The 13,969-nt window shown below is 70.6% G+C and carries 13 protein-coding genes; 10 read left to right on the top strand and 3 right to left on the bottom strand.

The features are described from left to right. Positions 1-4 precede the first annotated feature (4 nt). Genes E1295_RS10490 through E1295_RS10500 form a run of 3 tightly spaced genes read left to right on the top strand, consistent with a single transcriptional unit; the run spans position 5 to position 3,031 of the window. Complete coding sequence (locus E1295_RS10490; RefSeq protein WP_220448642.1) at positions 5-832, top strand: enoyl-CoA hydratase/isomerase family protein; 828 nt, start codon at positions 5-7, stop codon at positions 830-832. 7 nt (positions 833-839) lie between these two features. After that, the gene (locus tag E1295_RS10495) at positions 840-1,970 is read left to right on the top strand and encodes a CaiB/BaiF CoA transferase family protein (protein WP_132630046.1); all 1,131 of its coding nucleotides are present in this window, start codon (positions 840-842) and stop codon (positions 1,968-1,970) included. Between the two features lie 32 nt (positions 1,971-2,002). Beyond that, entirely contained in the window at positions 2,003-3,031 is a 1,029-nt protein-coding gene (locus E1295_RS10500) for a LysR family transcriptional regulator (protein ID WP_132630047.1), read from the top strand. Between the two features lie 76 nt (positions 3,032-3,107). On the opposite strand, the gene E1295_RS10505 is transcribed toward E1295_RS10500, so the two are convergent. Together E1295_RS10505 and E1295_RS10510 are read right to left on the bottom strand one after the other, a co-directional pair. Continuing rightward, a complete protein-coding gene (locus E1295_RS10505; RefSeq protein WP_132630048.1) occupies positions 3,108-4,265 on the bottom strand; it encodes an acyltransferase family protein in 1,158 nt (385 codons plus the stop codon). Continuing rightward, positions 4,262-4,960 carry an NADPH-dependent F420 reductase gene (locus E1295_RS10510; protein WP_132630049.1) on the bottom strand — a complete coding sequence of 233 codons (699 nt, stop codon included), beginning with the start codon at positions 4,958-4,960 and terminating at the stop codon, positions 4,262-4,264. The genes E1295_RS10505 and E1295_RS10510 overlap by 4 nt, the downstream gene beginning before the upstream one ends. Before the next feature lie 121 nt (positions 4,961-5,081). Here E1295_RS10510 and E1295_RS10515 point away from each other — a divergent pair, with 121 nt between their 5' ends. The 6 genes from E1295_RS10515 (at position 5,082) to E1295_RS10545 (ending at position 11,945) form a co-directional block, all read left to right on the top strand. Next, entirely contained in the window at positions 5,082-5,666 is a 585-nt protein-coding gene (locus E1295_RS10515) for a TetR/AcrR family transcriptional regulator (protein ID WP_132630050.1), read from the top strand. Positions 5,667-6,043: 377 nt separating this feature from the next. Next, positions 6,044-6,643 (top strand): TetR/AcrR family transcriptional regulator, encoded by a 600-nt coding sequence (locus tag E1295_RS10525; protein ID WP_425465336.1) that lies wholly within the window; start codon positions 6,044-6,046, stop codon positions 6,641-6,643. Continuing rightward, positions 6,636-7,508 carry an ABC transporter ATP-binding protein gene (locus E1295_RS10530; RefSeq protein WP_132630052.1) on the top strand — a complete coding sequence of 291 codons (873 nt, stop codon included), beginning with the start codon at positions 6,636-6,638 and terminating at the stop codon, positions 7,506-7,508. The genes E1295_RS10525 and E1295_RS10530 overlap by 8 nt, the downstream gene beginning before the upstream one ends. Continuing rightward, complete coding sequence (locus E1295_RS10535) at positions 7,505-9,061, top strand: ABC transporter permease (RefSeq protein ID WP_132630053.1); 1,557 nt, start codon at positions 7,505-7,507, stop codon at positions 9,059-9,061. Before E1295_RS10530 ends, E1295_RS10535 begins: the two co-directional genes overlap by 4 nt. Before the next feature lie 66 nt (positions 9,062-9,127). Next, the gene (locus E1295_RS10540) at positions 9,128-9,649 is read left to right on the top strand and encodes a MarR family winged helix-turn-helix transcriptional regulator (RefSeq protein WP_132630054.1); all 522 of its coding nucleotides are present in this window, start codon (positions 9,128-9,130) and stop codon (positions 9,647-9,649) included. Further along, complete coding sequence (locus E1295_RS10545; protein WP_132630055.1) at positions 9,555-11,945, top strand: PEP/pyruvate-binding domain-containing protein; 2,391 nt, start codon at positions 9,555-9,557, stop codon at positions 11,943-11,945. The genes E1295_RS10540 and E1295_RS10545 overlap by 95 nt, the downstream gene beginning before the upstream one ends. A 62-nt stretch (positions 11,946-12,007) precedes the next feature. Here the strand turns inward: E1295_RS10545 and E1295_RS10550 are convergent, their stop codons facing one another. Further along, complete coding sequence (locus E1295_RS10550) at positions 12,008-13,237, bottom strand: cation:proton antiporter (RefSeq protein WP_132630056.1); 1,230 nt, start codon at positions 13,235-13,237, stop codon at positions 12,008-12,010. A gap of 193 nt (positions 13,238-13,430) precedes the next feature. Between E1295_RS10550 and E1295_RS10555 the strand changes: the two genes are divergently transcribed. Beyond that, the gene (locus E1295_RS10555) at positions 13,431-13,874 is read left to right on the top strand and encodes a CBS domain-containing protein (RefSeq protein WP_132630057.1); all 444 of its coding nucleotides are present in this window, start codon (positions 13,431-13,433) and stop codon (positions 13,872-13,874) included. Positions 13,875-13,969 lie beyond the last annotated feature (95 nt).

Consider the following 13,969-nt stretch of genomic DNA (forward strand, 5'->3'; position numbering starts at 1 on the left):
GGCGGTGAGCGGGACGGCGATCGGCTCGGGGACCGTGCGGTTCGAGCTGCGCGACGGGGTCGGCACGGTGACCCTCAACCGGCCGGAGCGCCGCAACGCGATCTCCTGGCACCTCGTACAGGACCTGCTGGCCGCCATCGAGCGGGCGGGCTCCGAACCGGACCTGCGCGTCCTCGTCGTCACAGGCGCGGGTGACGACTTCTGCGTCGGCGCCGACCTCGCGCGGGTCGGGTCGGACAGCGCCCAGGACCAGGAGACGCGCACGCTGCGCGGACGTTCGGTGGCCGACGACCGCGAACGGCTGAGCCGGGCCTCGGCCATCGTGGAGAGTCTCGTGCACTTCCCTTCGCCGACGATCGCCGCCATCAACGGCGCCTGCGCCGGTGCGGGGCTCAGCCTCGCGCTGGCCGCCGACTTCCGGCTCGCGGCGCGGAAGGCGGTGTTCAACACGGCGTTCGTCAGCGCCGCGGTGTCCGGCGATCTGGGCAGCGCCTGGCTGCTGACCCGCGCTGTGGGCGGCGCCCGCGCGCGGGCGCTGCTGCTCGACCCGGCCAAGCTCACCGCCGCCGAGGCGGCCGACCTGGGACTCGTGACCGAGATTACGAGCGATCTGGCGGCACGGACCGGCTCGCTGGCCGGCAAGCTCGCCGCGCAGGCCCCTAAGGCGATGCGCTACGCCAAGCAGAACCTGGCGGACGCCGGATCGGCCACGCTGCCCGACTACCTGCGGCGGGAGGTGCCTCGTATGGTCGAGTGCGCCCGCAGCGGTGATGCGCGGCGGGCCGCCCAAGCCTTCCTGGAAAAGCGCAGACCGGTGTTCACCGGAGAGTAGGAGCGGCATGATCCCCCCTCTTGAGGGAGTTCGCGTCGTCGAGTTCGGTCACTACATCGCCGCGCCCGCGGCGACCCAGATGCTGTCCGACCTCGGCGCCGAGGTCATCAAGATCGAGCCGCCCGCCGGCGACCAGGCACGCGGCATCGGCGCCTACGGCGAGGGCATCGTCCTCGCCTACAACCGCGGCAAGCGCTCGATCGTGCTCGACCTCAAGCAGGACGGCGACAGGGAGACCGCCCTGGGTCTGATCGCCGAGGCGGACGTCGTCGTACAGAACCTGCGGGCCGACGCGCTCTCCCGTCTCGGTCTCGGTCCTGACGACCTGCGGCAGGCCAACCCGAGGCTGATCTACGTGTCGGTCCGTGGTTTCAGCTCCCGGGGCCCCTCGGCGAACCGGGCCGGCCTGGACATCGCCGCGCAGGCCGAGAGCGGGCTGATGTCGATCAACGGCGAGCTCGACGGTGATCCGCTCCGGGTCGGCTTCCCCATCGCCGACGTGGCCGCCAGTTACGCGGTCGTCCAGGTCGTCCTCGCCGCGCTGCTGCGCCGGGAGCGCACCGGCGAGGGCGGGGTCGCCGAGGTCTCGCTTCTGGACGCCGCGATCCACCTTCAGTCGGCGATGTGGGGCGAATGGCACGTCTCCGGCCAGGAGCCGCGGCGCAAGGGAAACGGGCAGGCGACCGTCGCTCCCGCCGCCGACCTCGTACGGACCGCCGACGGGACCATCGTGTTGTCCGCCTACACCGCCGACCACTTCGCGCGGCTGTGCCGGCTGATCGACAGGACGTGGATGCTCGACGACCCGCGCTTCGCCGACAACCCCGCCCGGGTCGCCAACCGGGAGGCGCTCCTGGCGGAGATCTCGCGGGCCCTCGGCGTCCTGCGGACCGAGGAGTGCCTCGCGATGCTGGCCGAGCACGGCATCGTCGCGGCGGAGGTACGTAGCTACCACGACGTGGCCGAGGCGCCGGACGTGCATGCCAGCGGCGTCCTGACCACGGGCGTCGGGCCGGACGGTGACCGCTACACCGTTCCGTCGCTGCCCTTCACCCTCGACGGCGTCACCGTCGAGGCGGACCGGGTGGTGCCCCATGCCGGGGCGGACTCGGATGCGCCCGGCTGGCGCGACGCTTGACCTGGCGAGCCGGGCGTACATTGGATCGCATCATGAACGTCCGCGAGCTCGAATGCTTCCTCGCCGTCGTCGACCAGGGCAGCATCACCCGGGCCGCTTCCTCGCTCTACCTGGCGCAACCGTCCCTGTCGCAGATCATCCGCCGCCTGGAGAGCGACCTCGGCGTGGAGCTGTTCCGCCGGGTCGGGCGCGGGCTGGTGCTCGCGCCGGCCGGTGAGGCGCTCGTCGGGCCGGCCCGCCAGGTCGTCCGCGACCTGCACCACGCCCGCCAGGTCGCCGAGGGTTATCGGGGGCTCGAACGCGGCCGGGTCGACCTGGCGATCTCCACCTCCCTCACGTCCAACTTCCTGGCCGCGTGGGTGGGTCACTTCCGCCGCCAGCATCCCGGGTTCACGGTCCGGCTCAAGCAGCACGACGGCGACACCGACGAGATCGTCCACCTGATCAGGTCGGGCGAGGCCGAGCTCGCCTACGCGGTCGCGCCCGTGTCCCGGCAGGGGATCGACTGCTTCCGCATCGGGGAGGGCGAGGTCGTGCTGGCGCTGCCGCCCAGCTGGCGCGGCGAGTTCCCCGACCCGATCCCGGCCACCCTGCTCGACGGCCTGCCCATGATCGTCGATCGGGGGTTCGGGCGTGCGTACCTCGACTCCATCGGCGTCGAACCCACCGTCGTCGTCGACGTCAGCGAACCCGCAGGGCTGGTGCCGCTGATCGTCGCCGGTGCGGGAGCCGCTGTCCTGCCGATGCGCCAGGCCCTGGACGCCCGGCGCAGGGGCGCGAGCCTGCGCATGATCGAACCGCTGGCCGTACGGGCGATCTACGCCATCACCTCGACCTCTCCCCTGTCGATACCGGCCCGCCGGTTCCTCGAACTCAGCAGGGAGAACCTCGATCGGTGGCGGCAGGCCGTGACCAGACGCACCGACCGGGGCATGTCACTGCTGGAGGCGTCCATCGACGCCGACAACGTGATCGAAGCCGCGTACCGGCGGCTGAAGGAGACCCCTGACCAGCCGATGACGCCCTTCGCCTCCGCACCGCTGCGGCCGCAGAACTCCTGACTCGTGCCCTCCGGGGCCGAGCATCGGGCGGGGTGGGGCGATGGCCTGTCGCCGCCGTCGCCCCCTGTTCACCGGTCTACAGCACCTTCTTGGCGCCCGGCAGGGCGCGCACCACGTACGCGGTCGCCCAGCACAGTGCCAGCCCGATGGCGGTGAGCAGCGCGGCCTTCGCGATCGCGGGCGCCTCCACGCCGCTCAGGGCGTAGCCCAGGGCGACCAGGACGGGCGGATGGATGACGTAGACGGTGAAGGCGTGCGCCGACAGGAACCGGCGCAGGCGTCCCTGCCTGGCGAGGCGCTGCCTGAACAGCACCACAAGGCCGAGAATGATGCCGACGGCGAGCACCGATTCGGACAGGGCCGTCAGCAGCGACGGCAGGGTTCCGTGGCCGAAGCTCACCTCTCTGTAGGCGCTCACGACCCAGACGAGTGTGACCGTGGCCAGGGCCGCGGCGGCGAAGCCGGCCCGGCCGGCCGCCTTGGGCAGGCTCTGCAGCCAGCCGCGCCGGGCCGCGACCAGCCCGACGATGAACAGCGCCGCGTACTGCGGCAGGTAACCGGGCGAGGGCAGCCCCAGCACCGTGACGCCCATCGGCACGACCATGCGCCACACGTACGTCACCAGGGCCAGCCCGACGACGAACCCGGCGATCGCGGCGACGCCGGGCGCCCGGCCGGCGGCCGTGGCGTTTTCAGGCGTGCGCCCGCGCCGGCCGGTCCAGAGCCGCCAGAGGACGTAGAGCGCGCTGAACACGAGCAGCACCTCGACGAACCACATCGGGCCCGGTGTGTACGCCGACACGTAGTACTTCCAGTAGGGCAGTTCGCTTCCCTGCCGGGCGGCTTCCTCGACGGCGGTGGTGTACCTGCCGGTGGTCACCAGGGGACGGATCAGCAGCAGCCACAGCAGCAGCGGCACTCCCAGGCGCACCAGCCGCTCGCGCAGGAACGGCCCGGCCCCCTTGCGGTCGTAGGAGCGCGGCACGAAAAGGCCTGAGATGAGGAAGAAGGCCCCCATGAAGAACGCCTGGTTGAACAGCAGCAGCAGGTCCAGCAGCACTCGCGAGGAGTCGTCCCCCGGTTCCGTGTAGTACCAGTCCGGAATGTTGCTGTACGCGATCACGGAATGATGGACCACCACGAGCGCCATCAACGCGGTGCGCAGGTTGTCGACATGAAGAAGCCGCGAAGCGGTGGCGGGCGGCGCGGCCTGCTGGTCGACGGGCTGGGTCATCGGTTCGCCGTCCCTTCGGGCGATGCGGCCCGAGCGGTGAGGAGCTTGGCGAGGTCGTCCGCCGACGCGGGGCGGCCGGGGGCGGCGAACATTCCGGCCGGGTCGAGGTAGGCGTGCTGGGCGGGTGTGCCCGGCGCGAATCGGCGGCTCTCGGCGAGCGGGCCCACGTCGTACGTGTCATAGCCGAGCGAGTCGATCAGGGTGGCGACCGCTTGCTTGGCGGCGGCGTCGTCGCCGGCCATCGGCAGGGTGCTGCGGTCCGGGGCGCCGGCCGGGCGTCCCAGGGTGGCCAGGTGCTTGAAGAAGATGTTGCTGAACGCCTTGACGACGCTTGAGCCGGTCAGGTGGGTCTGGAGCAGGAGATGGGCCGGGGTGTCGCCGGCGTCGATCTCGGGGACACTGCCCTGCCGGGCGGGGTCGTAGTTGAGGGTGTCGATGACGATCCGGCCCTGGAGGGGTTGCGCGGGAACCTGCCGGTAGGCCCTGATCGGGATGGACACCACGACGATGTCGCCGGCCGTCGCGGCCTCGGACGGGGTCGCCGCACGGGCGCGCGGGCCGAGCCGTTCGACCGTACTCTGCAGGGTCTCCGGGCCGCGGCTGTTGCTGAGGACGACGTCGTGGCCGGCGTCGACCCCCAGGCGGGCGAGAGTGCTGCCGATGTTTCCGCTGCCGATGAAGCCGATGGTAGTCATGGTCTCCTGCCGGTTCGGGATAATGTCAGTGAGGTTCTCCGCACAAGCGAAGGCATGCCTTGACTTTAACGCAGGCACACCTTCGCTTAGCAAGGTCGGTGTCGCAGAAAGAGGTATGTGAGTGGGTGCCACCGAGCCCGGCACGCGAGCCGAACCGGGTTTCACCGTGCGTCGGCCTGCGCGTGCCGACGCACGCCGCAACTTCGACGCCCTGCTCGACGCCGCCCGTCAGGCGTTCGGCGCCGAGGGCTCCGGCGCCTCGCTTGAGGGGATCGCCCGCCAGGCAGGGGTCAACATCGCGACGCTCTACCGCAACTTCCCCACCCGCCAGCACCTGTTCGAGGCCGTCTACAAGGACGAGGTGGAAGCCCTGGCGCGCATGGCAGCCGAGCTGAGCGACCTCGAACCGTGGGATGCCCTGGAGGGCTGGCTACGCCAGTTCGTCAGCTACGCGACCACCAAGAAGGCCATTTACGACGCCATCGCGCACCGCGAGGAGATGTTCGTGACCGGCCGCGACATGATCCACGCGGCCGGTCGGCCGCTTCTCGAGCGCGCCCAGGGCGCGGGCAGGGCCCGCGAGGACGTGAGCTTCGACGACGTTCTGTTCCTGGTCAACGGTGTCAGCGGAGCGAACTTCGTCCAGGAGGCGCAGCGCGACCGGGTGCTCGCCATGGCCTTGGACGGCATCAAAGCCCAGAAGTGAGCGCAGCGAACGGAATCCCTGCGCGGCCGTGGCGCTGACCAGCGGCGACGTTGCGTGTGACGTGTCGGGGTGCGGGATCCGACGATTGCGGACCCGCCGAAGCTGACGTTGACGATGCGCGGTGCCGGTGAACGGGGCAGCAGTGGCAGCATGGCGCTGGTCACCGGGATCACTCCGAAGACGTTGGTCTCGAACACCGTCCGGACGGTGCAGCCCGGCCATCCCTGACACGCGGAGCCGAGCATCGGCAGCATGTCGTCGAGAGGCCATACGCGCTTATGGGAAACAGTATTTTCGTATAGTCTCCAGGTATGCATTCATCACCTGACCGGCCGCCCGAAGACCTGACCGCCCGCGCGCGGATCCGGGACGCCGCCTTGGCCGAGTTCGCCGAACGCGGTTTCAAAGGCGCGACGATGAAGGCCGTCGCCGACGCCGCGGGCGTCTCCGTCGGCCTGGTACAGCACCATTTCGGCTCGAAGGACGCGCTGCGGGAGGCCTGCGACGCACATGTACGCGACGTGATCCTGGGCGCCGCCGGCCAGGTCCAGGAAGAGGCCGACGTCAGCCCCGAGTTCCTGCGGGGGATGTACGACGCGAGCGAGCTCAGCGTGCGTTATCTCGCTCGGGCCCTGGTCGAGGGCTCGCCGGTGGCGGCTGCGCTGTTCGACGAAGGCACCGAGGCGGCCGAGCGCTTTTTCGCGGCGACCTGGCCCGAGGAGTTCCCGCCCGGCGAAGCGAAGGTCCGCGAACGGGCTGTCGTGATGGCGGCGATGCATCTGGGGACGATCGTGCTGCACGAGCACCTGTCCCGGCGGCTCGGCATCGACGTGCTGCAGCGCGCGAACTCCAGCCTGATCGGCACCGCCCTTGCCGATGTCTACGCCCACATGGGCGAGTGGATCTCGACTCAGCAGGGCAACCGGCTTCGCCAGGCCGTCACCGACCTTCACATGAAGGAGCACCCCGATGCCTGACGTGGTCCGGATCCATCAGCTGATCAAGAACTTCGGCCGGGTCCGCGCGCTGGACGGCCTCGACATGACCGTCCGGGAAGGAGAGGTGCACGGGTTCCTCGGCCCCAACGGCGCCGGTAAGAGCACGACCCTCCGCATCCTGCTCGGCCTGCTGCGCAAGGACGGCGGCGAGGTCCGGCTGCTGGGTGGCGATCCCTGGGCCGATGCCGTCGAGCTGCACCGGCGGCTCGCGTACGTGCCCGGCGACGTCACCCTGTGGCCGAGCCTGTCCGGCGGCGAGGTGATCGACCTGCTCGGCCGTCTGCGCGGAGGCACGGACGCCAAGCGGCGCGACGAGCTGATCGAGCGCTTCGCCCTGGATCCGCGCAAGAAGGCCCGGACCTACTCCAAGGGCAACCGGCAGAAGGTCGCGCTGATCGCCGCACTCGCCTCCCAGGTCGAGTTACTGCTGCTGGACGAGCCGACCTCCGGTCTCGACCCGCTGATGGAAGCGGTCTTCCGCGAGGTCATCACCGAGGAGCGGCGCGCCGGCCGTACGGTCCTGCTCTCCAGCCACATCCTCGCCGAGGTCGAGGCGCTCTGCGACCGGGTGAGCATCATCCGGGACGGCCGGGTCGTGGAGGCCGGCACACTCACGCAGTTGCGCCACCTCACGCGCATCTCGGTCACGGCGGAGCTGGCCAGGGTTCCGGCTGACGGTCTGCCCCATGTCCACGACCTCAGCACGGACGGCGGGCGCGTACGTTTCCAGGCCGACAGCGACCACATCGGCGAGGTGCTGGCCCGGCTGGCGCAGTGCGGCGTACGCGACATCTCCGCCCAGCCCCCCACCCTCGAAGAGCTGTTCATGAGGCACTACCGATGAATACGGCAACCCTGATCAGGTTGATCCTTCGCCGCGACCGCGTCTGGCAGCCGCTGTGGCTGCTGCTGGTCGCTCTCTTCGTCGCGACCACCGTGGCCACCATCCGCCAGTTGCTCCCGACTCCCGCCGCACGCCTGCACTACGTCAACGAGGTCGCGGCCAACCCCGTGATCCTGTTGATGCAAGGGCCGGCGTACGGCGACAGCCTGGGCGCGGCCGCGGCTCAGCAGCGGGGCGCCGCCACCATGATTTTCGCTGCCCTGGCCAGTGTGATCCTGCTGGTCAAGCACACCCGCTCCGATGAGGAGCAGGGGCGGCGCGAGCTCGTCGGGTCGGCCGCCGTGGGGCGGCACGCGCCGCTGACCGCTGCTCTCGCCGTCGTGCTGGGCGCGAATCTGGTGCTGGCCGTGCTGATCACCGTGGTCGGCGTGAGCGCCGGGCTTCCCCTGGCCGGGTCCCTTACCTGGGGGCTGATGGCCGCGTCGGGCGGCTGGGTCGGGGCCGCGCTGGCCGCGGTGGCCGTGCAGGTGACGCAGAGCGCCCGGATGGCCGGGACCGCGGCCTTCACCGTGTTCTTCGGGGCGTACCTGGTGCGCGGCGTCAGCGACGTGGGCGGCCCGGCCATGGAGTGGCTGGGATGGCTCATGCCGAGCGGCTGGATCCTGCGCGCCCACGCCTTCGGCGGCGAGCGGTGGTGGGTGTTCCTGCTGGTCACGGCGTTCGTCGCAGCCTTGATCGGGATGGCCTACACGCTGTCGGCCCGCCGGGACATCGCCGCCGGCCTCGTGCCGCCGCGGCTCGGCCCCGCCCATGCGCCGAACGGCCTGCGCGGGCCGCTCGGGCTGGCGTGGCGGATGCACCGCGGCATGGCGCTGGGGTGGATCGCGGGTGCGGCCTTCATCGGCGCGGCGTTCGGGCTGGGCGGGCAGTCCGCCATCGAGGCCTTCGGCCGGAGCGGCGCGCTGGACTTCTGGGCCGAGCGGACGGGAACAGCCGATCCCACGGAGATATTCTTCCGCCTCGTCGTGTACAAGCTGGCGATGTACTCCGTCTCCCTGTACGCGATCATGACGGTGCTGCGTCTGCGCGGCGAAGAGGCGATGGAGTTGCTCTTGTCCGGCCCTGTGAGCCGGGCCCGCTGGGCGGTCAGCCATCTCGTGTTCGCGGTGGCGGTGCCGGTGGCCGTTCTGGTGACCGCCGGCCTCGCTTTGAGCCTCGGCAGCGGGGACGTGGCCGGCGGCTTGGCCATCACCACGGTGCTCCTGCCGGGCATCTGGGTGATGGCCGGGATCGCGGTGGCGGCGTTCGGGCTGTTCCGGCGGGCCGGAGCGGTCGTGGGATGGACCGCCTTGGTGCTGGCCATCGCTGTGGAGGTCGGCTGGGAGGTCGGGCTCGTGGGCGACTCGTTCTTCATGGTCTCCCCGTTCGCGCACGTCCATTACTCGACGCTGGCCGACCCGGGGCCGGGCACCTTGCTCGGGCTCACGCTCGTGGCCGCCGGCTTCACCGCGACGGGCTTGTACGGCCTGCGCCGCCGCGATCTGGCCGTGTGATCGGTGGACGGGCACCCGAGTCCGCGCTAGATTATCTGCTTACTAGCATCTAATGCGGAAAAGCAGATGAACAGACGCGACCACATTCAGCAGTTGTTCACCGCGATGCAGCGCGACCTCATGCCCTCGCTGTTGCACGTCCACGAAGACGACGACCTGCGACTGATCGACAACGTCATCCTGCAGGCGCTCGATCGTGGCGACGAGCCCACGGTCAAGGAACTGGCCGCCCTGATCGGCCGTTCCGAATCGCGGACCAGCCGGATCGTCGACGGGCTGGTCCGGCGCGGGCTCGTGGAGCGGTACGAGGACGAGCGGGATCGCCGCGCCCGCAGGATCCGGGTGAGTGAGCAGGGCGCCGCGTTACTGCACCGGATTCGCCGGCTCAGGATCGACGCGCAGATGCGCCTGTGGGAGCACTTCACCGAGCAGGAGCAGCAGATCGTGCTCCAGTCGCTGGAACTATTCGCCAAGGCTGCAAGGAAGGTGCGAGATGAAGCTGATCCCACTGTCTCAGATCGACGCATCGATGATCGACCTGGTGGGCGGCAAGGCGGCCGGGCTCGGGGAGATGATCAAGGCCGGTGAGCGGGTGCCCGACGGCTTCTGCGTGACCGTCGAAGCCTATGAAGCGGGGCAGGTCCCGGAGGAGGAACTGGCCGACGCCTACGAGCGGCTCGGCGGAGGCGAAGTGGCTGTGCGCTCAAGCGCCACCGCCGAAGATCTGCCTGAGGCGAGTTTCGCCGGACAGCAGGACACCTATCTCAACATCGAGGGCGAGGAGGCGCTGATCGACGCCGTCCGCCGCTGCTGGGGCTCCCTGCACACCGAGCGCGCCGTGGCTTACCGGGCCAACGCCGGCATCCAGGACGCGGCGATGGCCGTCGTGGTGCAGCGGATGGTCGACCCCGAGCGGGCCGGTGTGCTGTTCACGGCCAACCCGATCACGGGGCGTCGCACCCAGATGGTCGTCGACGCCGCGCAAGGACTCGGCACCGCGATCGTCGACGGCACCGTGGTGCCCGACCACCACGAATTCGACGACGACGCCGCCCAGGACGGCTGGCTTGAGGACCTGCGTACGGCAGGGCTGCGGTTGCGGGAGCACTTCGGCTCGCCGCAGGACATCGAGTGGGCCGTCGATCGAGACGGCACACTGTGGTTACTGCAGTCCCGCCCGATCACGACGCTGTTCCCGGCGCCGCCCACGACCGCCGAGGCCCGGCTCTACCTGGAGTTCGGTCACATCCAGGGCATGTTGCGGCCGATGACCCCGATGGGGGTCTCGATGCTCAAGGCCGGCGCCGCCCCGTGGTTCCAAGCGGTCGGCGCGAAGATCGATCAGCGTGATCCCTTGCCCCGGATAGTCCCGATCGGTGGCAGGCTCTATTTCGACCTGACCGACTTCCTGCGTAACAAGGCGATCCGCGAGCGACTGAGCGTTTCGCTGGAGGTGTACGGTCCGCGGGTGCAGAGCGCCGTGCAGCGGATGATGCACGATCCGCGCTTCGCCCCGCGCCCCGGCCTGCCGTTCAATCCGCGCACGATCATCAAGGCGACGGCGCTCATGGCGCCCAGGGCCGTCGCCGGGCTCGTCGCCGCCTTGGCCTGGCCGGACGCCGCGCGGGCCAAGGCCTACCGTGGCGTCCGGAAGGTCAGGCGGCTGACCGTCCCGCCCGGGAAGAACGCGACCGCCGCCGAACGGCTGCGCTGGGCGATGGAGGACTCACACAGGCCGATCATGAACCTGGACATGCAGGGGATCGTCTGGCCGCTGGCCGCCGGCATCATCGCCGGCACCGCTCCGGCCTCTCTGCTGGAGGGCGTGGCCACCGACGAAGAACTGGACACCGTTCTCGGCGGCATGCCGCACAACGTGACCACAGAGATGGACCTGGCCCTGTGGAAGCTCGCGGTGAACGCACGCGAGCACCGCGAGCTGTTCGGGAGCACTCCCTCCGCAGACCTCGCCGCCCGCTACCGGGAAGGCGACCTGCCCGACATCGGCATGGCCGCGTTCCTCGACAAGTACGGCATGCGCGCCGCCGCCGAGATCGACGTCGGTACGCCGCGGTGGGCGGAGGACCCGGCACCGCTGTTCTCCACGATCGCCAACTACCTGCGCGTGGACGACCCCGGCCAGGCACCGGACCGGCGGTTCGAGCAGGCCGCGGCGAGAGCCGAGCGGATGCTCACCGTGCTGGCGCGGCGCGCCCGGCGCAGGCGGCCGGTCCGCGGCAGGATCGCGTCCTTTCTCATGCGCAGGTCGCGCAAGCTCACCGGCCTGCGAGAGATCGGGAAATTCGCCTGGCTGATCCCGCTGCAGGCGGCGCGGGAGCAACTGCTGCTCGTCGGCGAGGAGTTGTTCGAGCGACCGGACGACATCATGTTCCTGGACCTGGCCGAGGCACGCCAGGCCGTGCACGGTGCGGATCTCCGCGCCGTGATCGCGGCGCGACGTGCCGAGCACGAGCGCGAACTGCGACGGTCCACCGTACCCGGAGCCCTGCTGTCCGACGGCACCGATGTGGAGGCGCTCGCGCCGCAGGGCCCCGCGGAGGACGGAGTGCTCACCGGCATGGCCGGGGCGGCGGGCCGGGCGACCGGCAGGGCGCGGGTGATCCGCGACCCGGCCGACGCGCACATCGAGCCCGGCGAGATACTCGTCGCGCCCACCACCGACCCCGGCTGGACGCCGCTCTTCCTGACCACGGCCGGCCTGGTCACCGAGACCGGCTCCCCGGTCGCGCACGGCCCGACCGTCGCCAGGGAATATGGCATCCCGGCCGTCATCTGCGTGCGCAACGCCACCCAGGAGATCAGAACCGGGCAGCTCATCACCATCGACGGCGCCGCGGGCACCGTGCGCATAGAGGAGGAGTGAGCCGAGGCCGAGGGGGCCACAGCGGCGGCGACGCCGTCTTCAGCGCCCCCGCGCCTGCGGGCTCATGACGGGGCGTCCTCCTGGGCTCGCCCCCGGAGCCGGCGCGCGATGCCGAACCAGGCGGGCACGTCACGCTCGTTGTCGAAGCCGCGGGCGACGACGATGTCGGTGGAGGAGTGCAGGATGATCGACAGGACGATGGTCACCGCGACGAACTGGAAGACGCTCTCGGCCGCCGCGATGCTGGAGGACAGGACGATCAGTCCGTAGACGACGGAGGCGAAGCCCTTGGGGCCGAACCACGCCACCGCGGCCTGCTCGCGTACGCTCAGTCCGGAGCCGAGGAACGACACCCAGATCGCCACGGGCCGGGCCAGCACCAGCGCCAGGATCGCGAACAACCAGCCCTGCCAGCCGACGGAGCCGAGCAGGGCAGGGGTGATGAGGGCGCCGAACACCAGCAACGCACCCAGCTTCAGCAGCTCGGCGACGAGCTCGCCGAAATGTTCGAACGACTCGCGCTGGCGCTCGCCGAAGGTGGCGACGGTGACTCCGGCGGCGAAGGCCGCCAGGAACAGGTTGCCGTGCGTGGCCTTGCCCACCGCCAGCACCAGCAGGCCGATGGCCAGGCCGTTGAGTGGTTCGTACTGGGTGGAGGCGGAGAACCAGCGGGTCTGCTCCAGTTTGATGGCCAGCCACGGGATGGCCACCCCGATCACGATGCCGAGACCGAGTTCGAGACCGAGCGCGCCCAGGTGCAGGTCCTGCGAGCCGGCCGCGACGGCCAGGAACACCATCACGAACGGCAGCGCCAGGCCGTCATTGACACCCGACTCCACGTTCAGCAGTTGCCGCAGCCGGGGTGGCACCTTCTCGTTGCCGACCAGCGCGGCGGCGAACACCGGGTCGGTCGGCGCCAGGATCGCGCCGATCAGCAGCGACTCGACCCACCCGAGGCCGAGCAGGTAGTGGGCGGCCAGCGCGGTGATGACCAGCGTGAGCGGCAGACCCCACCCCAGCGCCCGGCCGGGCAGACGCCACGCGCCGCGCAGGTCCTTCCAGCCGACCCGCATGCCGTCGGTGAACAGCACGGCGAACAGCGCCAGCTCCGCCAGCGTGGCCACCAGGTCGTCGCCGGGCCGCAGCGACACCACGCCCAGCCCACCATCGCCGAGCAGGAACCCGGCCACCAGGAACAGGGCCGCCGTGGAGAGGATGGTGCGGTTCGCCAGGCTGGACAGCAACACGGCGAGCATCAACATGCCCGCGAACGCGAGTGACAGCGCACCCATCAGACGGCCTCTTCGGGATCGGCAACAGGACTGCCGACCAGACTTCCCGGCGCACCTGCGGGAAACTTATCAAGCCGCGTCCGCACCCCGCACTCCCGCACAGCACTTCGCGGATCGTTGGTACGTTGTGGGGCAGGTGTGCCGGGAAGTCTGGTCGGCGACTCTCGTCGTCGATCACGAAAGAGGCTCTCAGGTGCGCGCACGCGATCTGGCCTGCGATTTTCCGACCGTCACCGTCGACACCCCCGTCTACGACGCCGCCCGGCTCCTTGCCGAGCAGGACCTGCCCGGCCTCATCGTGGTCGCCGGCGACGGGTTGCCCGTCACCATCCTGCCGGGCACGCAGGTGCTCCGGCTGGCCGTGCCCGGCTACTGCCACGACGATCCGGCGCTGGCGCGCGTGGTCGACGAGGCGCACGCGGACCGGTTCCTGCACGCGCTGGCCGGCCGGACCGTCCGTGAAGCGCTCCCGGAGCAGCCACGTGAGCTGCCGATCAGCGACCCCGATGCCACCATCCTGGAGTTGGCCGCGCTGATGGCGCGCACGCACAGCCCGCTCGTGGCCGTGGTGAGCGACGGGCGGTTGCTGGGCGCGGTCACCCTCCAGGCGCTGCTGGACCGGGCGGTGGCCGCGTGAGCGTGACCGCATGGCTGGCGGTGGCGGTCTTCCTGTGCGCCTACGCGCTGATCGCCACGGAGAAGATCCACCGGGTGGCGGCGGCGCTCGGCGGT

Origin of the sequence: Nonomuraea mesophila (assembly GCF_004352805.1) — a bacterium.
In the GTDB taxonomy this organism is placed as follows: domain Bacteria; phylum Actinomycetota; class Actinomycetes; order Streptosporangiales; family Streptosporangiaceae; genus Nonomuraea; species Nonomuraea longispora.

Excerpts from the sequence above, each read along its gene's own strand:
- E1295_RS10495 (WP_132630046.1), top strand. The coding sequence starts at position 840 with ATGATCCCCCCTCTTGAGGGAGTTCGCGTCGTCGAGTTCGGTCACTAC.
- E1295_RS10500 (WP_132630047.1), top strand. The coding sequence starts at position 2,003 with ATGAACGTCCGCGAGCTCGAATGCTTCCTCGCCGTCGTCGACCAGGGC.
- E1295_RS10505 (WP_132630048.1), bottom strand. The coding sequence starts at position 4,265 with ATGACCCAGCCCGTCGACCAGCAGGCCGCGCCGCCCGCCACCGCTTCG.
- E1295_RS10510 (WP_132630049.1), bottom strand. The coding sequence starts at position 4,960 with ATGACTACCATCGGCTTCATCGGCAGCGGAAACATCGGCAGCACTCTC.
- E1295_RS10530 (WP_132630052.1), top strand. The coding sequence starts at position 6,636 with ATGCCTGACGTGGTCCGGATCCATCAGCTGATCAAGAACTTCGGCCGG.
- E1295_RS10535 (WP_132630053.1), top strand. The coding sequence starts at position 7,505 with ATGAATACGGCAACCCTGATCAGGTTGATCCTTCGCCGCGACCGCGTC.
- E1295_RS10540 (WP_132630054.1), top strand. The coding sequence starts at position 9,128 with ATGAACAGACGCGACCACATTCAGCAGTTGTTCACCGCGATGCAGCGC.
- E1295_RS10545 (WP_132630055.1), top strand. The coding sequence starts at position 9,555 with ATGAAGCTGATCCCACTGTCTCAGATCGACGCATCGATGATCGACCTG.
- E1295_RS10550 (WP_132630056.1), bottom strand. The coding sequence starts at position 13,237 with ATGGGTGCGCTGTCACTCGCGTTCGCGGGCATGTTGATGCTCGCCGTG.